Consider the following 24,120-nt stretch of genomic DNA (forward strand, 5'->3'; position numbering starts at 1 on the left):
TCATTCTCAAGCTCATGTACGTTGAAGTCATGACTGTTTTTTTATTCAATGAGAAAACCGAACCTAGATTCGATTCCATGATCTAGCGGACAAACAGACACGGAGACTCCCGCAGGAATAAACCGTCCAATGAGATCCCGCAAGCGTGAAACGCTGAGGAGGCTCATGAGGTTCTCGGCAAGGACGCGGAGTGTCTGTTTGGGAGCGACCGCCGGAGGGCCTATTATTTTTTTCTTGTTGCGCAGTTTATCCGTTTGGTGTGATAGTGCGTTCTCGCTTTTCAAACGTGTCAAGGGCATTTGTTTAAGAGCTGCTCTTTCGCTCTGCCAACTAGTTGAACGGGTTTTCTTGATGTGAAAGTTGAGTTAGTTACTTTCTAAGTTAATCTTGATGAAGTTTTCCGTTGAAAAGGCTGCTACACCAAGTGCTGCAGAACGCTTTTCTAATTCAGAAAATTGTAGGTTCATATTTGCTTGGTGATTCGTTAAAGAAGATTTATCTAGTTGAATCTTTAATTCTTCTGATAGCCACTTTTGTAGGGAGGCTAAGCGATTACCAATAATAATTTGTTCAGGGTTAAAAATGTTAATGATATTATTTAGTCCAATCGCTAAATTTCTCCCAAGCTTTTGGATGAGTTCAATGGTCTGTTCGTCGCCAGACTCGGCTAATGCAATTAAGGACTCAAGCGATAAATGGCTGTTGTCGGCTGCTGTAATCCCTTCATTTTTGGCCGACTGTAATAAAGCTTTTTCTGAAGCGAATAATTCCCAACAGCCTTTACTGCCACAATTACAAGGTGGTCCATCTGTATTAATCGTCATATGACCGAGCTCACCAGATAAACCATTTTGACCTAAATAGAGCTGATTATTTAAAATAAGGCCGACACCAATTCCAATTCCACCACTTATATAAATAAGGTTAGTGAACTCTTGACCTGCTCCAAATTTCTTTTCCCCATAAGCACCAGCGTTCGCTTCGTTATGAATCGTAACAGGGAGGTTATACTTCTGTTCGATCAAACTTTTTAAATTAATATTTTTCCAGTTGAGGTTAGGAGCAAGTAGAATTTCTCCATCTTTACTTACCGTACCAGGAACACCAATTCCAATTCCAACAATGCCATAGGGACTTTTAGGAACGGCGGCAAATATGTCATCAATTACATTAAATAAAACCTCAGTTGTTTCTGAAAAAGTTAATTCATGTATTTCAATTTGCTTCTCATAACAAATCTTTCCTTGTAAATCAGTAAGAATAGCAAGGACATAATTAACCCCAATATCAATCCCGATTGAATAGCCAGCTGCTTGATTAAAAAGAAGCATAACGGGCCTTCTACCACCACTTGAAATTCCTGGCCCAGATTCGAGGATTAACTCTTCTTCTAATAGTTCACTGACTAATGAAGAGACAGTCCCTTTGTTAAGCCCCGTTTGATTAGCTAAGGCGGCTCTTGATATCGGGTAGGAATCTTTAATTGAGTTGAGGATAAGCGATTTGTTTCTTTGTTTGACTACATGTTGATTATACGTCTGAATCAAATAATCACCCCTTTATTGTAAATAGCACTCATTGTTAATCATTATAGTATAAACGAGTATAAGCGCTTCCTAATACTACAAATATAAAACCTATAAATTTATTATACACTTAGTTTATCCACTAGACAAACGATGTTTTGCGTGATATTCTAAATTTGTAGTTAGGTTAAACTACGTTATACATTCAAGGGGGGAAATGCAATGGCTAAAAGGAAAGCGGTTACAATTATAGTTGCGATATTTATGGTATTGCTTTTAGCAGTCGGTTGCTCAAATGCGTCCGATAACGAAACGGGCGGGGCAGGAACGGCAACGGTTGATTTTATGCATTTATGGCCACAAGGTAGCTCTGCTGAACATTACCGAATTGTAAATGAGATTATTGCAGACTTTGAAGAAGAGAACGAGATTAACATTAATTTGCAAGTATTAAGTAATGAGCAGTATAAGGATCAAATTACAATCCTATCAGCTTCAAATGAACTTCCTGATGTCGGAATGACGTGGGCTGCTGGTTATTTAGATCCATTTGTTGAAGGAAATAAATTTACTCCATTAGATGATCTATTAGATGATGGGTTAAGAGAAGAGTTTGTTGCGGGGACACTTGAAGCGTATGAAAAGGATGGGCAAACATATGGATTGCCTCTTGAACTAAATACGGTTTATGTATACTACAATCAAGCGATTTTTGATGAACATAATTTAACAGCACCAGGAACATATGAAGAATTAGAACAAGTTGTGAATACTCTTAAAGAAAATAATGTCAATCCGATTGCATTAGGAAATCGAGACCGTTGGACAGGTTCTATGTGGTATATGTATTTTGCTGACCGAATCGGTGGAAGTGATACATTAACGAGTGCGATTGATCGTTCAGGTTCATTTGAAGATCAAGCATTAGTAGAAGCAGCGGCAAAAGTTCAAGAATTAGTCGAAAACGATTCATTTATTAGTGGATTTAATGGACTAGCCGATGAAGAAGCGAAAAGTATGTTTATGAATGAGCAAGCAGCCATGTATATGATTGCTACTTGGGATTTACCTAACTTTACAACAAACGAAGATGTACCACAGGAATTCAGAGACAGTGTTGGTTATTTCAAGTTCCCGACCGTATCTGGAACTGGAGATACGAATAGCTTTGTTGGCGGACCCGGAGTTGGTTTATTCGTAAGTGAAGACTCTGATGTGCAAGATGAAGCGAAGCAATTTGCGAAATATTTTGTTGAGCAATGGGGAGAAAGAGCTGTATCAGAAGCTGGGGTTCTTCCTGCCACGATTGTCGATGGCGATAGCTTAGATTTACCAGATATGTATGTTGAAGTATTAAACGATTTAAATGAGGCAACGAACTTAACTCTTTATGCAGATGTTCAAATGTCAGCAGCCGCAGCACAAACTCATTTAGATTTAATTCAATCTTTATTTGGTTTACAAATTACACCTGAGGAATTTGTTGAGTTACATGAAAGGGCTTTAGCTGAAGAATAATCAAGTTTTGATTAAGGATTTCATACGTTTTAATCTTAATAAAGGGCTATTTCTCCAATGGAAAGGCCCTTTTCCACTCTTATTAATTGGGGTTGTGTGAAATGAACAAAGTCATGTCCAATAAGTTGTTTATAACACTGTATCTTCTACCAGCATTGTTATTAGTAGGTATATTAATTTTTATCCCACTTGTTTTAACAGGTTATTACGGATTGATGAAATGGGATGGAATCGGTGCGATGCAATTTATCGGACTCGATAACTATATAAATGTTGTTCAGGATAGTAAGTTTTGGCAAAGTGCTGGGCATTCATTTATATTAGCTCTGTTTTCTACTTTGAGCTTAGTAATTTATCTACTTGTTTCAATGATTTTAGCTTCAAAAATTAAAGGGGCTAACCTTTTAAGAAAATTATATTTAATCCCGATGCTTTTATCGTCGGTTGCTATTGCCCAACTTTGGATTAAAGTATATAACCCATCAAATGGAATGTTAAATACGATATTGAGCTGGTTTGGTGTCCAAAACCCACCACTGTGGTTAGCCGATCCAAACATTGTCTTATATTCGATTTTTATCCCGATACTTTGGCAGTACGCTGGTTTTTATATTTTAATTTATTATGCGGCTTTAAAAGGAATACCAGAATCCATTATTGAAGCGGCAAAAATTGACGGAGCAAACCCTATACAAATCGCTTATCGGATTAAACTTCCTTTAATTATGGGTGTCGTGAAGGTGACCATTGTTCTTGCGGTTGTCGGATCATTAAAGTACTTTGATTTGATTTATGTAATGACCGGAGGAGGACCAAATGGAGCAAGTGAAGTAATGGCTTCGTATATGTATAAGCTTGCTTTTGGGAATTATAACTTCGGATATGGTAGTGCCGTTGGATTTATGCTACTTGTCATTACACTAGTCGTCACCTATATCGTTCGAAAAGCGACGGCCGATAAAGAAGAAATTCAATATTAATGGGGTGATTTGATGAGGAAGTTAGGCTATTTTTTACTTTATTTCTGCTTAATTGGTGTCGCAATATTTCAAGTCTTTCCGATTATTTGGTTATTTCTTTTCTCATTAAAGGATAATCGTGAAATATTTGCAGGTAATCCGTTTGCTTTGCCACAACAGATTAAATGGGAAAATTATTTAAGTGTGTGGGAGGCGGGGATTGGCAATTACTTTTTTAATAGTATTTGGATTACAGGTGTCGCCATTCTCTTAACATTATTATTCGCAAGTATGGCCGTGTTTGTTATTACGAGAATGAATTGGAAGTTAAACAAACTTGTACTAGGGATATTTATGATTGGGTTAATGATCCCGATTCATTCTGCCCTTATCCCACTCTTTAGTATGTTTTTGAATGTTAATTTAATTGATAATCCTTGGTCGATTGTTCTTACTTATACAGCGTATAACTTACCGATTACGATGATGATTCTTTTAGGGTTCTATTACACGATTCCTAAGGAAATAGAGGAAGCAGCTATTATTGATGGAGCTTCCTTACATCGCTTATTCTTTACGATTATTTTACCACTCACAACACCGGTTCTTTCGACAACGGCAATCATCAATATGATTTATAACTGGAATGAGTTTGTTTTTGTTAACACTTTTATTAGTTCCGATAAATATAAAACGTTAACGGTAGGAATACAGAATTTTGTTGGGCAGTATATGACGGATTGGGGGGCAATTGGGGCGACACTCGTTATTAGTGTATTACCGATTTTAATTGCCTTCTTATTCTTTAGTAATAAAATCGTTGAAGGTATATCATCAAGTGCCGTTAAAGGGTAGGACAAAATGGAGCTAACTTTGTCCTAATTGTTGCTTATCTTGAATCTTGTTAAAAGCTTGAATGGCAAACCAAAGGGTAATAAATCCATAAAAACTAGCTCCAAAAATAAAAGCAGTTGCTGGAAAGACATAAACAATCAAAGAAGTTGAACCAATGCTAATGAGCATCGCTAACGATTGCAAAGGACTTACGAGCATCATTAAAAAAGTATTTTTGATAAGGGGTAGAGTCTTAAGCTCAAAATGGACGTAGGCTGGAAACAAATAAAAAAGAAACAGTACAAATAATATCATTCCAGCAAAAAGTGGAGCTGTCGCCCATGTTAGTTGTTGTCCGATGTTCAAATATAAGAAAAAGAGGTTATAGCCAATAATGACAAAGGCGATATAGATCCAAATGGCTAAAAGGTTGCTTTTTATAAATTCAGCTTTATAAACCTTCCAAAAGCTAGGAAAGATTGGCTTGTCATGATCACCGATAATCCATTTTCTTATGAGGGTAAACATCGCAATGGTTGCAGGGAAAAGGCCAAAAATAACGGCTCCTACAAGAGTGAAAGCGATCCATAATAAATTGATGTAGGCAAATCGTGTGATCCATTCTAATAGACGATAGAGTGCTTGGCTCATAGCTGTCCTCCTTATCAATGCTGCTTTTATTATATAGGAATTAATGAAGATTTTAAATCAAGTTCCGTTACTTTGTTTGTCTAATCGATAAACTTAAAATATATTCGAGGAGGAATTAACAATGACTTATTTTTCTAACATGTCCAAAATTCAATTTGAAGGTGCAAAATCAACGAATCCATACGCTTTTAAGTTTTACAATCCGAACGAAATAATTGATGGCAAAACAATGGAAGAGTATTTAAGATTTGGAGTCGCCTACTGGCATACTTTCACAGAGGATTTATCGGATCCATTTGGAGCTGGAACAGCACTTAGACCTTGGAATCATTTGCAAGGACTTGACTTAGCGAAAGCACGCGTGGAAGCAGCCTTTGAATTTTTTGAGAAGTTAGGTGTACCGTATTTTTGCTTCCATGATATTGATATTGCTCCTGAAGGGGACAGCTTACAAGAAAGCAATAAAAACTTAGACGTTATCGTAAGTATGATTAAAGATTATATGAAAGATAGCAAAACCAAGCTGCTTTGGAACACAGTGAACAATTTTTCTAATCCTCGCTTTGTACATGGAGCTGCTTCGTCTAGTAATGCGGACGTGTTTGCATATGCTGCAGCCAAAGTGAAAAAAGGACTTGAAGTAGGTAAAGAACTTGGAGCAGAAAACTATGTGTTCTGGGGTGGACGTGAAGGGTATGAAACGCTTCTAAATACAAATATGAAATTAGAGTTAGATAATCTTGGCCGTTTCTTCCATCTAGCTGTTGATTATGCAAAGGAAATAGGCTTCGATGCACAATTTTTAATTGAACCAAAACCAAAAGAGCCAACCTCTCATCAATATGACTTTGATGTAGCGAGTGGATATGCGTTTTTACAACATTATGGTTTAGAGAAGCAGTTTAAGTTTAATATTGAAGCGAATCACGCGACATTAGCGGGTCATACATTTGAACATGAACTTCATTATGCCCGTATTCACGGTATGCTTGGTTCTGTTGATGCAAACCAAGGTCATCCACTTTTAGGATGGGATACAGATGAATTTCCTACAGACTTATATGCAACAACGCTTGCAATGTATGAAATCTTAAAAAATGGTGGACTAGGTAGTGGAGGTTTGAACTTTGATGCAAAGGTGAGAAGAGGTTCATTTGCACCTGAAGATTTATTTGAAGCTCATATTGCTGGTATGGATAGCTTTGCGATTGGATTGAGAGTGGCGAAAAAGCTACTTGATGACAAAGCATTAGAAAATATTATTGAAGATCGTTACCAAAGCTTTACGGATGGAATTGGCAAACAAATTGTTGACGGTACAGTTAGTTTAAAAGAGCTTGAAGAATATGCGTTAAATTTAGGCGAGATCAAACAATCATCTGGTAAATTAGAGCGTATCAAATCGACAATTAACCAGTATTTATTAACAGCATATGCTGAATAATTTCTAATAAAAGATGGCTTGGATGTGATAACGATGAAATATGTTTTAGGTGTTGATTTGGGGACGAGTGCAGTCAAAGTTGTACTCGTCAACCAAGCTGGGGAAGTTGTCCATGAGGTCTCAAAGGAGTATCCTTTAAAGCAAATAAAGGCCGGGTATAGCGAGCAAAATCCAAATGACTGGGTGGAACAAACACTCGCAGGACTTTCTGAGTTGGTGGCAGGTTTTGGAGGAAACGCCGAAGATATTGAAGGGCTAAGTTTTTCTGGACAAATGCATGGTCTCGTATTATTAGATGAAAATCACGAGCCACTTCGAGACGCAATCCTTTGGAATGATACAAGAACAACGGAAGAATGTCGCTTGATCTATGAAACATTTGGTGAAGAAACCTTACTTGAGATTGCCAAAAATCCAGCTTTAGAAGGGTTTACGTTGCCTAAAATCTTGTGGGTCAAAAAACATGAACCTAAGTTATTTGCTAAAGCGACGACCTTTTTATTACCGAAGGATTATGTGCGCTTGAAGCTAACTGGGAACCTACACATGGAATTCTCAGACGCAGCTGGAACACTTCTATTGGATGTAACGAATAAAAGGTGGAGTGAAAAACTAGCGAGTGTGTTTGAGCTAGAAGAAAGTTTTTTTCCTCCATTAGTAGATTCACACCAAGAAGTGGGCTTGATCTTAGCTGAAGTTGCCGAGCAAACGGCCCTCTCATATCAAACTCGTGTGTTTGCAGGCGGTGCTGATAACGCGTGTGGTGCCATTGGAGCTGGAGTGAATGAAGAAGGTAAAACGCTTGTAAGCATTGGTACTTCTGGTGTTGTTCTCTCTTTTGAGTCAGATAGTGATAAAGACTTTGAAGGAGCGGTCCACTATTTTAACCACAGTGTACCAAATAGCTTTTATACGATGGGCGTTACTTTAGCAGCTGGTTATAGCCTCAGTTGGTTTAAGGACACTTTTGCAAAAGATAAGAGCTTTGACGATTTATTATTAGGGGCAAAAGAGGTTCCGGTCGGCTCAAATGGGTTACTTTTTACACCATATCTTGTTGGGGAAAGAACACCTCATGCTGATTCAGCTATTCGTGCTAGCTTCATTGGGATCGATGGTTCTCATAAACAGGCTCATTTTGTTCGAGCCGTTATGGAAGGAATTACGTTCTCTTTAAATGAGTCGGTTGAGATATTTAGAAGTTATGGCAAGAAAATCGATACGATTACCTCCATTGGTGGAGGTGCTAAAAGTGATTTATGGTTACAAATCCAAGCGGATGTCTTTAATGCAAAAGTCGTGAAACTATCGAGTGAACAAGGACCAGGGATGGGTGCCGCCATGCTTGCCGCTTACGGATGTGGCTGGTTCGAAACATTGAAGCAATGTGGAGATGCCTTTTTACAGGTCGATAAAGAGTTTGAACCGAATGAGGAAAATGTCAAGACGTATCAAGAACTCTTTAAGGTTTATCAATCAGTGTATAGTGGAACAAAAGAGATGAATGAGCGGTTAGTTGCTTTTAGGAATTAAATCGATAGATATAAGTAGAAAAAAGAAGCAGGATCATCAATTGATCTGTGCTTCTTTTTGGGGCGTTATTGATTGATTTGGAAAGGTTCGAAAGTCGTAAGCTTAGTCCCCTGTTTGGACCTCGCTCATTAAAGCGTGTGTGTTCTCTTCACTGTCTTGAAAAAAGACCATCCAAGTTTCTTTGGTACCAACTTTAGCAACAAAATGTGGCTCATCAATAAGAGATACTCCATTGTTTAACATCGATTCGTAGCTTTCTTTAAGATCGTCGACTTGAAAATAGAGGACAGAGCTCTTGTGGGCAAATTCTTCTTTTTCTGGCAATGTTAGAAGCACAGTTTGTCCATCACATTGAAAAAAAGCCATACTATCAGTGTGAAAGAGTAAGGAGAGACCAAGTTTTTTCTGGTAAAACTCAATCGCCCGTTCTAATTTTTTGACAGGTACCCCGATTTGTCCAATTTTTTGAATAGATGTGTTCATTATCAAACCCCTCCATTTATATATACAGAAAATTTATATTTTTCTATTATATAGTAAATGTTTCTTTAAATAAATTTAAAGAGGGAGATTAAGCTGTATATTTTCCTCTTAAGGTCCAAATTTGATAAAGCATAATTATGGTAGCATAAATCGTGAGAAGTGTTAGTATAACCCAACCGGTCATTAAATAAGGTTGAACGGCAGCTTGAACGGAGGCGCTTGTTAAAAAGTCTCTGAAATAGATACATAAAAATAGAATACTAGTAAATATAGCGATTATGATAAGAATTCCTTCTAATAGTTTACTTTTTGTTTTACCAGATTCAGCATTATATTGATTGGCCCAGCCATCTTTTTTATTAGCTGAAAGCTTTTCTAACCAAACTTGTGAAGACGTAATAAGGTTGACCCATAAATAGATTTCGGGGCTAATAAGTAGTCCAGCTAAGATAACATCAATGGGTCGATGCATAGGTGTTTTCAGAGCGAGTATAATATTGAGCAAGGAAGCAGATACAATCGGTATAAGCCATATCCAATGCCAATAAAATTGATCCGTAGCTAGAGATAATATAAGCAATGAAAGGAATAAAATGCGAACGATTAACTCCATCAAGGTTTTTAATTGTGAACGCCAAAGTTTACCGCGATGTCGTGATTTGACACCAATATCTTGGTTTGTTAGTAAATCAACCGTTCCTGACTTCCATTTATTCCGTTGCTGACGGTAAGTATGATAGGTTTTCATTGCATCGACAAAGCACCGTGCATTTGGACTGATGAGTGTTTTCCATTTATTTCGTTGAAGCTGCCAAGTTAAAAGCATGTCCTCCACATCACTATCATTTTGCCAAGGCCCATCTAATTTATTGACGTCAACTACTTCCTGCAAAGCTTCTGGACGAAAAAGAGTGGCCTGTCCTCCAAGTACATAAGTGCTACCACCATGATACTGTAAGTCTATTAACCAACTAGCCATGTCTTGTTTTTGTTGATGTGTCCACCATCTAGTAACAGGACCACCGTATTCTCCTGAAGCAAGTTTGTCCTCGTAGTCAACATCATACTTTGAGATGGAGCTTTTTCTTTTAGGCATTCTCATCGTATATTTTGCCATAACTCCACCAATATTTCGCGTACTCATTAATCCTTCCCACAGATGGATAAGGGCATTAGGGGCAAGTCTACTATCTGCGTCCATTCCTAAAATGGCTTTAACCGACTCTTTATATTTCTGTTGGTATGGAGTTAAGGGCAGATTGTACAAATCTAAATGATCACCATAAATCCTTTTCCATGCGGTATTTAACGCCCCTACTTTTCGCTGTTTGTTATTTTCGGTCTTGACCACAGTCAAATTCAAATTAAATTCTTCCCCTGCTTCTTTTGCCTTTGTGACGGTTTGATCTGAACAATTATCAGCAATGACGATCACATCTAATTGAACTCCTTTTGGTAAGACTTGATCTCCCAATCCGGCTAAACAATCACGGATTGACTTTTCTTCATTATGAGCTGGAATAAATGCGACAATTCTCGGTAACATATAGGAGTTTTTGACTCCTTTTATTTTTTCCTCTGCCACCATTACGGTTCCCTCCAAAATAATACCCAAATGTTCGTTTCTGTTAGACTTAAAATCAAATATATTTAAATTTAGCTAAGGTTAGAACTATATATCAAAAAAGAACTAGCGCTTTTTTGGAGTGGTAGGGGTAGGATGTTCATTAAGATATGTAGTAAACTATTAACTAAGAATATAGCTTAAGGAGGAATTGATTATGAAGCAAATCGATATAAAAAATACAGACTTACAAGTTTCTAATATTGTGTTGGGAAATATGAGAATTGCCAACCTCTCATTAAAAGAGGCAGAAACGCTTATTCGAACCGCGATGGAGGAAGGAATTAATCTATTTGACCATGCTGATATTTATGGAGGCGGAAAATGTGAGGAGCACTTTGCGAACGCGATATCTATGAATTCGTCTATAAGAGAAGAAATGGTCATTCAAAGCAAGTGTGGTATCCGCAAGGGAGCAACGGGCTATTATGATTTTTCAAAAGAATATATTCTCACATCTGTTGATGGAATTTTAAGAAGATTACAAACGGATTATCTAGATCTTTTATTGCTACATAGACCTGACCCATTAATGGAACCAAACGAAGTGGCCGAGGCGTTTGACCAACTTCATAAGTCTGGAAAGGTCCGTTATTTTGGTGTATCGAATCATAATCCGATGCAAATCGAACTTTTGCAAAAAAGTCTTAACCAAAAGCTTGTTGTTAATCAAGTCCAGTTTAGCCTTGCACATACACCACTTATTGATTCAGGAATGTCTTTAAATATGAATACGAATAATGCCATTGACCGTGCGAGTAGCACATTAGAATATTGTCGATTAAACGACATTACGTTGCAAGCGTGGTCGCCCTTCCAATCCGGCTTTTTTGATGGCCCATTTGTTGGAGACACGAAAAAGTACCCTGAATTAAATCAAGTGTTAGAAAAGCTTGCGACAAAATATCATGTATCTCCGACAACGATTGCGGTCGCTTGGATTACACGCCACCCAGCCAATATTCAAGTCGTGTTAGGGACAACAAATATAGGACGTTTAAAAGAATCTGCAGCAGGGGCAGATATTGAATTAACGAGAGAAGAATGGTACGAGCTATATTCAGCAGCAGGTAACATGATTCCATAAGAAAGAGTAAAAACGTGGGACCTTGCTTTTTGCACGGTTCAACGTTTTTTGTTGTTTTCTAATTCCTACTTTGCGGACTATCACTTTTTTTGAACGGTAGATATACTAAAGGAAGCTGGGAGGTGCTGGATGAATCAACATTGGTCATTAGAACGAAAATTCATGATCCTTATTTGTATATTAATCGCAATTATTATGTTTATGGTGACAGCTGTTTATATATATATTGAGCGAGAGCAGGCTCGTGAATTAATTGGTCATCAAGCGTTAACGACTGCGATTGTTGTCTCTGAAATTCCTGAAGTGAAACAAGTGCTTACGACCGATCGTGATGCTGAAGAAATCCAGCCTTTAATAGAAAGTATAAGAGTTCAATCAGGTGCGGAATTTATCGTAATCGGTGATGTTGAAGGAATTCGTTATACCCATCCAGAGCCTGATAAAGTAGGACAAGAGATGATAGGTGGAGATAATGAAGGGGCTCTTATATACGGGGATAGTTACATCTCTTTAGCAGATGGTTCGCTTGGTGCCTCGGTTCGAGGGAAAACCCCTATTTATGATGAACACGGTCAGATTATTGGTGTTGTTTCGGTCGGTTTTATGATTTCATATGTTGATTCGATCTTTCGACAAGGATTAATGGGCTTTGTGCTTTGGTTAGTATTGATCTTTATGGTCGGTTTAGTCGGAAGCATTATATTAGCAAAAAGTATTCGTCGTGATACTTTTGGATTAGAGCCTTATCAAATTGCCCGTATTTATAAAGAAAAAGGAGCTATTATAGAGTCGATTAAAGAAGGGTTAATCGCAACCGATCAAAAGGGTCGTATCACCGTTCTTAATCAATCCGCTAAAGAAATCTTAGGAATAAGTTCAGATGCAGTGGGACGACCCATTCAAGAAGTGATGTCCCAATCTGAAATAGCCTATGTGCTAGCAAGCGAAAAGGCGACAGGTCAATATGAAACGTTTTATAAAGAGAAGCAATTGCTAGTTCGGTATCAAACAATCGATGATGATGGCATTTATGCTGGGAAAGTAGCTAGTTTTCAAGATAGGCTAGGCATTCAAGAAATTATAAATACATTGTCAGAAGTACAGCAGTATTCTCAAGATTTGCGTGCTCAAACACATGAATATACGAATAAATTGTATGCGATTTCAGGGTGGTTACAACTTGGGCATACAAAAAAAGCGATGACATTTATTCATCAAGAAATAGGGCAGCAAAAAGAATATGAGCAAGTTTTATTTGAACAAATACAAGATCCGACGATTCAAGCCATCTTAATCGGGAAACTCTCGAAGGCTTCTGAGAAGAAAATAACCTTTTTACTCAATGAAGAAAGTATGTTGAACGATGTGTGGCCAGTAGAAACAACAGCCCCTTTAGTTACGATCATTGGTAATGTATTAGATAATGCTTTTGATGCAGTGAGCGAAGTGGTTGAACCTAAGGTCGAAATTTTCTTAACGGATATTGGTCACGATTTAATTATCGAAGTTGCAGATAATGGCTCTGGAATTGCTTTAGCAAATATCGACAAGGTGTTAGAGCAAGGTTTTACAACAAAAGAAGGTGGGCATCGTGGGTTTGGACTTGCCCTAGTACAGGCGGCATTAAAGGAATTAAAGGGTTCAATAGAAATAACGAAGAACGAGCCAAATGGGACGATTGTTAATGTATATATTCCAAAGGTGAGAGGGGATCACAATGAATGTCTTGATTTCAGAGGATGATTATCGAGTAGCCGATATTCATCGACAATATTTACAAAGTATCCAAGGTGTCAATGTCATCGCCGTTGCTAAAACAGCACAGGAAACGTTAGAGTTAGTTCAACTCAAACAGCCAGACTTAGTCTTATTAGATGTCTATTTACCGGATGAGCTCGGAATAAATATAATGGATGATTTAAGAGGAGCATGTTTAGGTTTACAAATTGTGCTGATTACAGCTGCTACTGATAAAGAGGTTTTACAAAAAGCTTACCAATATGGAGTAGTCGATTATTTAGTGAAGCCCATTGCCTTAGAACGACTAGCTGATGCGGTTGCTAAGGCAAAGAAAAATCAACAGCTTCTTCATACAAGCAATGATGTTACTCAGCAATTATTGGATGAGATCTTTCAACCAATGGCCAAAAAAGCGAAGGATGTGGACCTCCCTAAAGGTATCGATCAATTGACACTTGAGAAGGTGAAGGATTTATTGAGACAACAAACGGAAGGTATAACAGCAGAGGCATTAGGGCACCTTTTTGGAGCGTCTAGAACAACTTCCAGGCGATATTTAGAGTACTTAATTTCAATCCATGAAGCACGTGCGGAACTGGTCTACGGAATTGTCGGACGCCCGGAGAGGAAGTATCAAGCGGTAAAGAAAAAATAAAGAGGTGTTTTGTATACAGGTGTGCAGGAGCTTTTAAGGGACATAGATTCCTTTGAAGGCTTTTTTTTGTGAACAAAATGAACAAAACATTCAGAATAGTCTTAATGAACAATAATTTGAAAACGGTTACAAATTCAATCACTAAAAGTAGAATTAGTGAAAATACAGAAGGAGGGGACTTTCATTGCAAACGAGATTAATAACCATGATGCTCTTCGGGCTCATTATATTAGTAGGCTGTACGATGCCTGTTCAAAGTGGAACGATAAATGAAGAGGGAGAATGGGAACCAGATCGTTCGATTGAAATCATAGCCCCAGCCGCCGCGGGTGGGGGATGGGATACGACCGCTCGAATGTTAGCGCGGACGATCGATGAGGAAAACCTAAGTACACGTGGTTTTGGTGTTGTCAATAAACCAGGGGGAGGCGGTGCAGTAGGGTGGGCTTATGTTCATAAGCGAAATGATCCACATAATTTATTCATTAGCTCGCCACCGTTACATTTTGTCTACCTTAATGGACAGTCACCATACGGGTACGAAGATTTTACCCCGATTGCCAATCTGATTGCCGACTATGGTGCCTTTGCCGTTCGTGAAGATGCTCGCTGGGATACTCTTGACGAATTATTTGCAGAGATGAGAGAGAATCCTGAAGATGTAACCGTTGTCGGAGTTTCTTCTCCGGGCAGTATGGATCATATGCAGTTTATTATGTTTGCTGAAGCGGCCGGCGTCGATATTACAAAGATTCGTTATATATCTGACCAAGATGGCGGGGCGATGACAGCTGTGTTAAATGGTAGTGTCGATGTCGTTTCAACAGGGGTATCAGATGCAGCAGACCAAGCTCGGGCAGGGAAAATGAAAATTCTCGGAATAACAGCGCCGGAGCGATTACAAGGGGATGAATTTTTAGAAACATTACCAACAGGAAAAGAGCAAGGGATAGAAGCTGAATTTGTCGTTTGGCGTGGCATTTTTGGACCACCAGATATGACGGAAGAACAATTAGCTTATTATGAGAAAATTTTTAAGGAAACATCTGATTCTGAAGCCTTTGAGAAAATTAGAAACATGTATGGATGGGATGAGCAATACATGAATAGTACGGATTTTAAAACGTTTTTGGATGAACAATCAAATGATTTAGAAGTCCTGTTAAAAGAGTTAGGATTTTTAAATGATTAAGGGGGGCATTATGAGATTAACTATGAATAAAACGATTTCTATCGTATTAATTGTTGTAGCGATTGCTTATTTAATCATGGCGTTTCGTTTGCCTGAGTATGCGTTTGTACCTGTAGATGCCGATTTGATTCCAAAGATGTTGGGGTTTTGTTTATTACTCCTTTCTATCTTGTTCTTCTTTAGTAAAGATGTTGATACGGAGGAACAAAAGAAAAAACGAGTGATTCCGAAAAAAGAGGCTCTTATGTTACTTGGCGTCATGACCCTTATTCTTATTTATATCACGGTTCTGGAGGTCGTAGGGTTTGTCATTATGACGGCAGTCTTTATTATCGTTTGCTCTAGATTTCTTGGTTATAAAAAATGGGTTGTAAATATTGTAACGGCCTGTATTTTTTCAATTAGTGCATATAGTTTATTTAATTACGGTTTAGCCATCCGTTTACCTGCAGGGATTCTCCCATTTTAAGAAATGATGGAAAGGAGTGAGACAATCAATGTTTGATGGAATCGTACAAGGTTTCCAGGTAGCTTTTAGCTGGGAAGCCATATTATTTGTTTTTATAGGTGTATTAGTAGGAACGCTAATTGGGATGATTCCTGGCCTTGGACCGATTAGCGCGATTGCGATTATGATTCCAGTCACATATGGAATGGATCCAACGATTGCTCTAGTGATGATGGCTGGTGTTTATTATGGATCGATGTACGGGGGTTCAACGACATCCATTTTATTAAATGCACCAGGTGTAGCAGGAACGGTTGCCGCAGCATTCGACGGATATCCGATGGCCCAGCAAGGGAAAGCTGGAAAGGCGTTGGCGATATCGGCCATTGCTTCCTTCGTTGGAGGGACGGTCAGTGTTCTTTTATTAATGATGTTTGCCCCAATGCTTGCTAGTGTGGCTATTGTATTTGGCCCACCTGAATATTTTGCTTTAATGTTACTCGGCTTAACAGCGATCGCGAGTTTATCAGAAGGGTCGACCATTAAAGCTCTGATCTCAGCTGTATTTGGATTTATGATTGTGACAATCGGTATCGATTCACAAACGGGAACGAGTCGATTTACATTTGGAAGTGTGAACTTACTTGATGGAATTGACTTTTTAATTATTGCCCTCGGTGTCTTTGCGATAGCAGAAGTTTGTTTCTTAATTTTAAATCGAAAAGAAAAATTGTCAGGTTTAAATAATATTGGGAGTTTGAAGTTAACAAAGGAAGATTTTAAAGAGATGAAAGGTCCCATGACAAGACAATCATTCTTAGGATTTATCCTTGGCGTTTTGCCAGGTGCAGGAGCAACGATCTCGTCATTTGTCGCTTATATTACCGAAAAGAAAATGGCCAAAAAGCCTGAAGAATTCGGGAAAGGATCAATTAAAGGTTTAGCCGGACCTGAAACGGCGAACAATGCAGCAACAAGTGGAGCTTTTGTACCCTTGTTAAGTCTAGGGATTCCTGGGTCAGGAACAACGGCTGTCATGCTAGGAGCCTTTCTCGTTCTTGGTGTTCAGCCAGGTCCGTTATTAATGACAGAGAACCCCACGGTATTCTGGGGCGTTATAGCGAGTATGTATATAGGGAATGTCTTTTTATTAATTTTAAATTTACCATTAATACCTTATTTTGTAAAAATTTTAAAAGTACCACGTCCGTTATTAATTTCATTAGTGATTATTTCGAGTTTAGTTGGGGTTTATGCCGTCAGCTTTAGTACCTTTGATCTTTATTTACTCGTTATTTTTGGAATATTAGGTTATTTAATGCGAATATTTGCATTTCCGGCTGCTCCATTTATTCTCGCCTTTATTTTAGGAGGAATGATGGAACAAGCACTACGTCAATCATTAACGATCTCAGGTGGGTCTTGGAATATTTTTACAAGCAGTCCACTTGCTATGACGTTATTTGTCCTGACCGCATTATCCATTGTTATACCAACATGGAGAGAGCGTGTTAGAAGAAAAAAAGAAGCTGTAAGTTAAGTCGTTTTGGAAAAGTTCGTTTTATACATTATAGGGGTATCCAAATGCAGTGGAGCTTTTGGATATCTCTTTTTGTTGGATAGGAAATGATTAAGCGTTTTTAGTTTGGGAGAAGCCGAGCTAGCCGAAGTACGGCGTAAAAGGAATCAAGAAGGTGGAAAAGGAGCCGAGCTAGCTGAAGTACGGCGTAAAAGGAATCAAGAAGGTGAAAAAGAAGCCGAGCTAGCGAAAGTACGGCGTAAAAGGAATCAAGAAGGTGGAAAAGGAGCCGAGCTAGCTGAAGTACGGCGTATAAGGAAGTAAGAAGGTGAAAAAGAAGCCTATCTCATGCTATTCTTTAAATTCTCTTACCCAATAAAATAATAATCCTTTAGAAAATTTTATTATGCAAAAGTCTTTTTTGACTCGTATAATTTTTAGTTCGTAAACAGACAATAGGACTGGTTCACTGATTTGAGAGGATCGTATATATTAAAATTTTTAACGAGGTGTAAAATGGGTAAACACAATAAAAAGCATAACAATCAATTTAAGGAAAATGAAAATAGTGGAGAGCATAGAAATGGTCGATTAAGCCAGTTTAAAAACCATAACGCTGTCGGTGGAGAACCAAATGAATACTTGAGTAGTCAAACGGTTGAAAATGGACAAGATGATAGGGAATAACTCATAAAAAGTCAACACAACCATTATGAGAATCACCAATAACCACCATAGGAATATCAGAGGTCGCTGAAAAAGTTTTATTCTCACCTTTAACTAGGAAGAATCTCAAACCTTTAGGCTATTCATAAGATGGTCCATTATGGCTTTAGCTAGTTTTTTTGACCAAAACGGAGCGAGCGGAATGCCCGGAGACTCCTGCGGGATAAGTGTAATACGGGAGACCCCGCAGCGATGAGGCTCCCGATTCACCCGCGGAACGTGTAGGGCATGCAGCTCGCGGAGTAAGCTAACTAATGTAACCATACTTTAACGAGTAGACCGTTTTTCCGTAACCTCGGAATATCAGGAGATGTCGCAAAAGCTAACTAAAGCTTTGAGACGTCTTTTTTGTTTCTTATACTGACGAACTTTATTGATGGAGCGAGTTTTTATAAGGGATGTTAAATTGCATTTGGCTATGTATGTCATCCTGAGTACTGATTGATACGGTGTGAAATGAAGTCACAGAGTAATTATAGCTGACCAATTTCCAGTGGTTTTTTAATATACATAGTGAGGGTATAGTTTTAAAGATGCACAAAGACTGTATTTCAACTAAAGAGCGAGTGATGATAGTTGTAAGGCCATATTTAAGTGATAGACAAATTTAATTATTTTCTTAAAGTACTTGAAATACATTAGGGGGGTATAGTATATTGGTGATAGAGAGAAACAGCCATTATTGAAATGCCAGTTCCAATTCATTCTTTAATAAGTTTAGTTAAGGAGTTATCAAAATGAACTTAAGTACAGTTTCCACTCATTTTCTTTTGTGTAATGGGAATTCGTGTACGAAAAAGGGAGCGGAATCCGTGACAGAGTCAATTCGCTCAACAATTAAATCATGTCAGCTTCACACACAAATTCATACGACCAAGACACTTTGTAATGGGCAATGTAAAAAGGGGCCCATTGTAATCGAATACCCAAAAGGTGTATGGTATCAGCAAATGACACCTGAGCTTGCTGTGGATTTAATTCAAGCCAAAAGGGATCAGAAGCCTTTTATAAAGAACCGTTTATATACGTATGTGAATGATTATTTTAGGGAAATAGAGAATTAAGTTCAGCTATGTCTGTTAGAGACAATGCTTTTTATATTGTTAGAGGAGGACCTCAGATGAAAGCCAAAGAAGTATCTTTACAAATAAGTGGTATGACTTGTGCCGCCTGTGCGAATCGAATTGAAAAGGGTTTATCCAAGATGGAAGGCGTACATGAGGCAAATGTTAATTATGCTGTTGAAAAAACGAAAATCATTTTTGACGCTGAAAAAACAGATGTTCAACAATTTGAAGATAAAATCGAGAAATTAGGTTATGGCGTTGTTCATGAAAAAGAAACCTTTGATGTCACAGGGATGACGTGTGCGGCTTGTGCAACTCGGGTTGAAAAAGGTTTATCAAAAATGGCGGGTGTCACAAGTGTAAATGTCAATTTAGCCTTAGAAACGGCCACCGTCGAATATAATCAAAATGAAGTAACGATCGATAATCTGGTCGGAAAAGTGGAGAAAATTGGATATGGTTTAAAGAAACAAACGTCAAAAGAAGAAACGGAAAGCAGTAAAGAAAAAGAAATTACTCATCAAACAGGAAAATTTATTTTTTCAGCGATCCTAACATTGCCCTTATTATGGACGATGGTCACACATTTTCAGTTTACTTCCTTCATTTATATGCCTGATATGTTTATGAATCCGTGGGTACAGCTTGCTTTAGCAACACCGGTTCAGTTTATTGTGGGTGCCCAATTTTATCGGGGGGCTTATAAAGCTTTAAGAAGTAAAAGTGCTAATATGGACGTTTTAATTGCTCTTGGAACAACTGTTGCGTATTTTTATAGCATTTTCTTAGGCTGGGAATGGCTTGCCCAAGGTCAGCAAGGGATGCCTGAATTGTATTTTGAGGCAGCAGCTGTCATCATTACGCTTGTTATTTTAGGAAAGTTATTTGAAGTAAGAGCGAAGGGACGTACTGGTCAAGCAATCCAGAAACTATTAGGGATGCAAGCGAAGACAGCGAGAATCGTTCGTGATGGTGAAGAAGTGGAGATTGCGATTGAGGAAGTAGTCGTTGGTGATATGATTATTGTGCGTCCAGGAGAAAAAATTCCAGTCGATGGGAAGATTGTAGAAGGTCAATCTGCCGTTGATGAATCAATGATTACAGGTGAAAGTATTCCTATTGATAAAAAGCAAGGCGATACCGCGATTGGAGCGACAATTAATAAAAATGGCTTATTGAAGATAGAGGCAACAAAGGTAGGCAAAGATACGGCTCTTGCCCAAATTGTCAAGGTTGTGGAAGAGGCTCAAGGAAGTAAGGCTGATATTCAACGAGTTGCCGATAAAGTGTCCGGTATTTTTGTACCGATCGTTGTTGCATTAGCGGTTGTCACATTTTTTGTTTGGTATTTTATTGTTGCTCCAGGAGACTTTCGTTCAGCAATTGTTCCTTTAATTACAATTTTAGTCATTGCTTGTCCATGTGCTCTTGGCTTGGCAACACCGACATCGATTATGGCGGGTTCAGGACGAGCGGCAGAAATGGGTGTTCTTTTTAAAGGTGGAGAGCACTTAGAAAATACTCGTTCAATTCAAACGGTTGTGTTAGATAAGACGGGTACAGTTACAAAAGGAAAACCAGAATTAACCGATGTCGTTGTCGCTTCCGAAATCGATGAAGAAGAAATGTTAGCTTATGTAGCTAGTGCTGAGAAAAATTCAGAGCATCCACTTGCTGAAGCCATTGTCAAAGGCGTGCAAGCAAAGGGTATTTCTTTGAAGGCAGTTAGTTTTTTTGAAGCGGTACCTGGTTATGGAATTCAAGCAGGAGTCGAAGGAAAAAAGGTTTTGGTTGGAACACGTCATTTAATGGCTCAGAACCATGTAGAAATCGAAATCGATCATTTTGAAGAACGCATGAGTGTGCTTGAAGAACAAGGAAAAACGGCGATGCTCGTCGCAATCGATGGTCAGTTTGCCGGAATGGTTGCTGTTGCTGATACAGTCAAAGAAACATCAAAAGCAGCGATTAAGCGCCTGCATGACCTTGGTTTAGAAGTGATTATGCTAACTGGAGATAACAAACGAACCGCAGCAGCGATTGGCAAACAGGTTGGCATCGAGCGTGTCATTGCAGAGGTCGTTCCAGAACAAAAAGCAGATGAAATTAAAAAAATCCAAGGAGAAGGTAAAAAGGTTGCGATGGTTGGTGACGGAATTAATGATGCTCCTGCCCTAGCTGTAGCCGATATCGGGATGGCAATTGGTACAGGAACAGATGTGGCGATTGAGGCTGCAGACATTACGCTTATGCGCGGTGACCTGCACAGTGTTACGGATAGTATCGAACTAAGTGAAAAAACGATGCGTAATATTAAGCAAAACCTATTTTTTGCTTTTTTCTACAACACCGCATCGATTCCGATTGCAGCAATTGGCTTGCTTGCTCCTTGGGTGGCTGGAGCAGCGATGGCCTTTAGTTCGGTCTCCGTTGTGTTAAATGCCCTACGATTACAAAGGCTTAAGTTAACAAGAAAGGGTGAAGCATAATGAAAATGAAAACATGGATCATGAGCGGGGTAGCATATTTAGCCATTGTGATTATCGGCTTCACCCTCATTACAGGGGAAAATCCTTTAACGAGTACGGATATGAATCATGATGAGCATAGTGAAGAACATGAATAATGAGCTTTAATTGAAAAAGAACCTCGAGTCGTGTGGAAACGTCTCGGGGTTCTTTTCTTATGTTTTCTCCAGCTCGTTAGGTAAGCAGCTCGTATAAGTTTTTATTGGTAATGAAGCTTGAGGATGGGCCAAATTAAGGTGCGAAAAAGAAGTGATTGGTAATGAACCTCGAGGATTTGCTAAATTAGAGTGCGAAAAAGTGATGATTGGTAATTAACCTCAAGCATCACTAAATTAGGGTGCGAAAAATCTGTAATTGGTAATCCTTATGCTAAAATAAAAGAAAAATCTGAATAAGGAGAGGTTGTTTGATGAAGGAAGTTCAGCATTATTTAAAAGATTTTCAAAAAGAAAAAAATTGGGATATTCCAAATCGAGAATTCCTCGAGTCAAAAATGGCGATTTTGAACAATTATATGCTCCTAACAACAGAGGTCAGTGAAGTGGCAGAAGAATTTAGAGGGATTTTTACAATGACAAAACAACTTCAACAATCCGAGAATCTAACCGAAGAAGAAGCATTTATCCGAGCCAAAGAACTACATAAAGAAAACATCAGCAAAGAACTGGCTGATTGTATTGCTTATATTATAAAGTTTGCCAACTATTTCGAGATTGATATGGAAAAAAGTTTTTATAACAAAATGGAAGAGGTTCAAAGGCGAGTAAATAAGGTTTGATTGTAAAGAGGGATTTTTAAAGAAAGTATATTTATGGAACCTCCAGTAAGGTGAATCAATCTTATTGGAGGTTTTGTTTGTTTTGAATTAGATAATCGTTAAAGCACAAAAATAAGGAATAGTTTAAAACGAAACATAGGGTATCCTACTGGTCGAGTACACTAATTAATGACACCCTATTTTAACGAGTAGACCATTTTTCAGTGCTTGATAGAGGCGCTGCTCATAAAAAGAGACTTAGAACAAAAGCTTTATTAAATTTTGTCATCTTTAATTGTGACGAAATTGTGTTTTGATTTGATTGAGAGCAACAGAGAAAGCGTTTACTCTTAAGGTAGAAATTATCTTAACTTTACTAACTCTTTATCATAAAAGGAGGATGAATATGTCGGAAAAAACGAGTTTTCGTACAAAGGTTCAACGTTTCGGAAGTAACTTAAGTGGCATGATTATGCCGAATATTGGAGCGTTCATCGCGTGGGGATTCATTACAGCGTTATTTATTGAGACTGGTTGGACACCTAATGAAAATTTAGCATCATTAGTTGATCCAATGATCCTTTATTTACTACCTTTATTAATTGGTTATACGGGCGGTAAGATGGTCTATGATGTCCGCGGGGGCGTCGTCGGTGCCACGGCTACACTTGGGGTTATTGTCGGTGCTGATATTCCAATGTTTATTGGTGCCATGATTATGGGACCACTTGGTGGGTACTTAATCAAAAAGTTTGATAAGTTAGTAGAAGGAAAAGTGAAATCAGGCTTTGAAATGCTTGTTAATAACTTTTCATCAGGAATTTTAGGGGCCATCTTAGCCATTTTAGCATTTGGTGGGGTTGGACCAGTTGTCGTTACGTTAAGCGGTTGGTTGGCAAATGGCGTAAATACAATTATTAATTTAGGCTTATTGCCACTTGCGAGTATTTTTATCGAGCCAGCGAAAGTATTATTCTTAAATAATGCGATTAATCATGGTATTCTAAGTCCGATCGCTCTTGATCAAGCAGCTTCAGCAGGGAAATCGATTTTGTTCTTATTGGAAACAAATCCTGGTCCTGGTCTTGGTATATTATTAGCTTTTTGTATATTTGGTAGAGGGATGGCCAAACAATCAGCACCTGGTGCCGTTGTGATTCACTTCTTAGGAGGAATTCACGAAATCTACTTCCCATACATTTTAATGAAACCTGCCCTTATTTTGGCAGCGATTGCAGGTGGAATGAGTGGAGTCTTTACATTTTCATTACTTAATGCAGGGTTAGTAGCAACACCATCACCTGGAAGTATTATCGCATTAATGGCGATGACACCACGTGGAGAATACTTTGCTGTTTTAGCCGGTGTAATTGTGGCGACTGCTGTTTCCTTCTTAATTGCATCGATTATTTTAAAAACGGGTAAACAAGAAGAAGAGGATTTATCGTCTGCTGCCGAGAAAATGGAAGGTTTAAAAGGGAAAAAGAGTAGTGTCGCTTCTTCTTTTGAACAACAAAAAGTAGATGCAACTCAAGCACAAGAAAAAACAGACATTAATAAAATTGTTTTTGCTTGTGATGCTGGAATGGGTTCAAGTGCAATGGGGGCTTCTTTACTCCGAAATAAGTTAAAGAAAGCAGAAATTACGATGGATGTTACGAATACATCTATTAATAATTTGCCGGCGGATGCGGATGTAGTAATTACTCACAAAGATTTAACAGACCGTGCTCGTGCAAAAAATCCAAATGCGGAGCATATCTCAGTAGAGCATTTCTTAAACAGTCCAAAGTACGATGAGTTAATTGAGCGACTAAATAAATAAGGGA

The 24,120-nt window shown here is 38.3% G+C and carries 22 protein-coding genes; 18 read left to right on the forward strand and 4 right to left on the reverse strand.

Features of this window, described 5'->3' with window-relative positions; all coding sequences use genetic code 11:
• Positions 1 to 365: 365 nt before the first annotated feature.
• Positions 366 to 1,547: an ROK family protein gene (locus tag AA0017_RS19975; protein WP_413377312.1), complete on the reverse strand. Its 1,182-nt coding sequence runs from the start codon at positions 1,545 to 1,547 to the stop codon at positions 366 to 368.
• A 201-nt stretch (positions 1,548 to 1,748) separates the two neighbouring features.
• Here AA0017_RS19975 and AA0017_RS19980 point away from each other — a divergent pair, with 201 nt between their 5' ends.
• The 3 genes from AA0017_RS19980 to AA0017_RS19990 all read left to right on the forward strand — a co-directional run bounded on the left by AA0017_RS19980 (position 1,749) and on the right by AA0017_RS19990 (position 4,858).
• A complete protein-coding gene (locus AA0017_RS19980) occupies positions 1,749 to 3,044 on the forward strand; it encodes an extracellular solute-binding protein (protein ID WP_413377314.1) in 1,296 nt (431 codons plus the stop codon).
• Between the two features lie 101 nt (positions 3,045 to 3,145).
• On the forward strand, positions 3,146 to 4,024 hold the full coding sequence (locus tag AA0017_RS19985) for a carbohydrate ABC transporter permease (protein ID WP_413377316.1): 879 nt from the start codon (positions 3,146 to 3,148) through the stop codon (positions 4,022 to 4,024).
• Between the two features lie 12 nt (positions 4,025 to 4,036).
• Positions 4,037 to 4,858: a carbohydrate ABC transporter permease gene (locus AA0017_RS19990; protein WP_413377318.1), complete on the forward strand. Its 822-nt coding sequence runs from the start codon at positions 4,037 to 4,039 to the stop codon at positions 4,856 to 4,858.
• A 12-nt stretch (positions 4,859 to 4,870) separates the two neighbouring features.
• On the opposite strand, the gene AA0017_RS19995 is transcribed toward AA0017_RS19990, so the two are convergent.
• Positions 4,871 to 5,488: a YesL family protein gene (locus AA0017_RS19995; protein WP_413377320.1), complete on the reverse strand. Its 618-nt coding sequence runs from the start codon at positions 5,486 to 5,488 to the stop codon at positions 4,871 to 4,873.
• 121 nt (positions 5,489 to 5,609) lie between these two features.
• Between AA0017_RS19995 and xylA the strand changes: the two genes are divergently transcribed.
• Positions 5,610 to 6,932 carry a xylose isomerase gene (gene xylA, locus AA0017_RS20000; protein ID WP_413377322.1) on the forward strand — a complete coding sequence of 441 codons (1,323 nt, stop codon included), beginning with the start codon at positions 5,610 to 5,612 and terminating at the stop codon, positions 6,930 to 6,932.
• 33 nt (positions 6,933 to 6,965) lie between these two features.
• Entirely contained in the window at positions 6,966 to 8,465 is a 1,500-nt protein-coding gene (xylB, locus tag AA0017_RS20005; RefSeq protein WP_413377324.1) for a xylulokinase, read from the forward strand.
• Positions 8,466 to 8,567: 102 nt separating this feature from the next.
• Here the strand turns inward: xylB and AA0017_RS20010 are convergent, their stop codons facing one another.
• Positions 8,568 to 8,948: a VOC family protein gene (locus tag AA0017_RS20010; RefSeq protein WP_413377326.1), complete on the reverse strand. Its 381-nt coding sequence runs from the start codon at positions 8,946 to 8,948 to the stop codon at positions 8,568 to 8,570.
• 88 nt (positions 8,949 to 9,036) lie between these two features.
• Complete coding sequence (locus tag AA0017_RS20015) at positions 9,037 to 10,536, reverse strand: glycosyltransferase family 2 protein (RefSeq protein WP_413377328.1); 1,500 nt, start codon at positions 10,534 to 10,536, stop codon at positions 9,037 to 9,039.
• A gap of 193 nt (positions 10,537 to 10,729) precedes the next feature.
• Between AA0017_RS20015 and AA0017_RS20020 the strand changes: the two genes are divergently transcribed.
• The 13 genes from AA0017_RS20020 to AA0017_RS20080 all read left to right on the forward strand — a co-directional run bounded on the left by AA0017_RS20020 (position 10,730) and on the right by AA0017_RS20080 (position 24,116).
• Positions 10,730 to 11,659, forward strand: a complete 930-nt coding sequence (locus tag AA0017_RS20020) for an aldo/keto reductase (protein WP_413377330.1) — start codon at positions 10,730 to 10,732, stop codon at positions 11,657 to 11,659.
• A gap of 129 nt (positions 11,660 to 11,788) precedes the next feature.
• The gene (locus AA0017_RS20025; protein WP_413377332.1) at positions 11,789 to 13,402 is read left to right on the forward strand and encodes an ATP-binding protein; all 1,614 of its coding nucleotides are present in this window, start codon (positions 11,789 to 11,791) and stop codon (positions 13,400 to 13,402) included.
• Positions 13,377 to 14,054, forward strand: coding sequence for a response regulator (locus AA0017_RS20030; RefSeq protein WP_413377334.1), 678 nt, complete (start codon positions 13,377 to 13,379; stop codon positions 14,052 to 14,054). Before AA0017_RS20025 ends, AA0017_RS20030 begins: the two co-directional genes overlap by 26 nt.
• 184 nt (positions 14,055 to 14,238) lie before the next feature.
• Positions 14,239 to 15,246, forward strand: a complete 1,008-nt coding sequence (locus tag AA0017_RS20035) for a tripartite tricarboxylate transporter substrate binding protein (RefSeq protein WP_413377336.1) — start codon at positions 14,239 to 14,241, stop codon at positions 15,244 to 15,246.
• Between the two features lie 10 nt (positions 15,247 to 15,256).
• A complete protein-coding gene (locus AA0017_RS20040; protein WP_413377338.1) occupies positions 15,257 to 15,715 on the forward strand; it encodes a tripartite tricarboxylate transporter TctB family protein in 459 nt (152 codons plus the stop codon).
• A gap of 28 nt (positions 15,716 to 15,743) precedes the next feature.
• The gene (locus AA0017_RS20045; RefSeq protein WP_413377340.1) at positions 15,744 to 17,234 is read left to right on the forward strand and encodes a tripartite tricarboxylate transporter permease; all 1,491 of its coding nucleotides are present in this window, start codon (positions 15,744 to 15,746) and stop codon (positions 17,232 to 17,234) included.
• 105 nt (positions 17,235 to 17,339) lie between these two features.
• Positions 17,340 to 17,537: a hypothetical protein gene (locus AA0017_RS20050; protein WP_413377342.1), complete on the forward strand. Its 198-nt coding sequence runs from the start codon at positions 17,340 to 17,342 to the stop codon at positions 17,535 to 17,537.
• Positions 17,538 to 17,729: 192 nt separating this feature from the next.
• Complete coding sequence (locus AA0017_RS20055; protein WP_413377344.1) at positions 17,730 to 17,900, forward strand: hypothetical protein; 171 nt, start codon at positions 17,730 to 17,732, stop codon at positions 17,898 to 17,900.
• Positions 17,901 to 18,676: 776 nt separating this feature from the next.
• Complete coding sequence (locus tag AA0017_RS20060) at positions 18,677 to 19,003, forward strand: (2Fe-2S) ferredoxin domain-containing protein (RefSeq protein WP_413377346.1); 327 nt, start codon at positions 18,677 to 18,679, stop codon at positions 19,001 to 19,003.
• A gap of 56 nt (positions 19,004 to 19,059) precedes the next feature.
• The gene (locus AA0017_RS20065; protein ID WP_413377348.1) at positions 19,060 to 21,495 is read left to right on the forward strand and encodes a heavy metal translocating P-type ATPase; all 2,436 of its coding nucleotides are present in this window, start codon (positions 19,060 to 19,062) and stop codon (positions 21,493 to 21,495) included.
• Entirely contained in the window at positions 21,495 to 21,632 is a 138-nt protein-coding gene (locus tag AA0017_RS20070) for a hypothetical protein (protein WP_413377350.1), read from the forward strand. The genes AA0017_RS20065 and AA0017_RS20070 overlap by 1 nt, the downstream gene beginning before the upstream one ends.
• Positions 21,633 to 21,943: 311 nt before the next feature.
• Positions 21,944 to 22,312, forward strand: coding sequence for a MazG nucleotide pyrophosphohydrolase domain-containing protein (locus AA0017_RS20075; protein WP_413377351.1), 369 nt, complete (start codon positions 21,944 to 21,946; stop codon positions 22,310 to 22,312).
• 385 nt (positions 22,313 to 22,697) lie between these two features.
• Positions 22,698 to 24,116 carry a PTS mannitol transporter subunit IICB gene (locus tag AA0017_RS20080; RefSeq protein ID WP_413377353.1) on the forward strand — a complete coding sequence of 473 codons (1,419 nt, stop codon included), beginning with the start codon at positions 22,698 to 22,700 and terminating at the stop codon, positions 24,114 to 24,116.
• The last annotated feature ends 4 nt before the right edge of the window (positions 24,117 to 24,120 follow it).

This window comes from Alkalihalobacillus phoenicis, from assembly GCF_047302405.1.
Classification (GTDB): Bacteria; Bacillota; Bacilli; order Bacillales; family Bacillaceae_D; genus Alkalihalobacillus.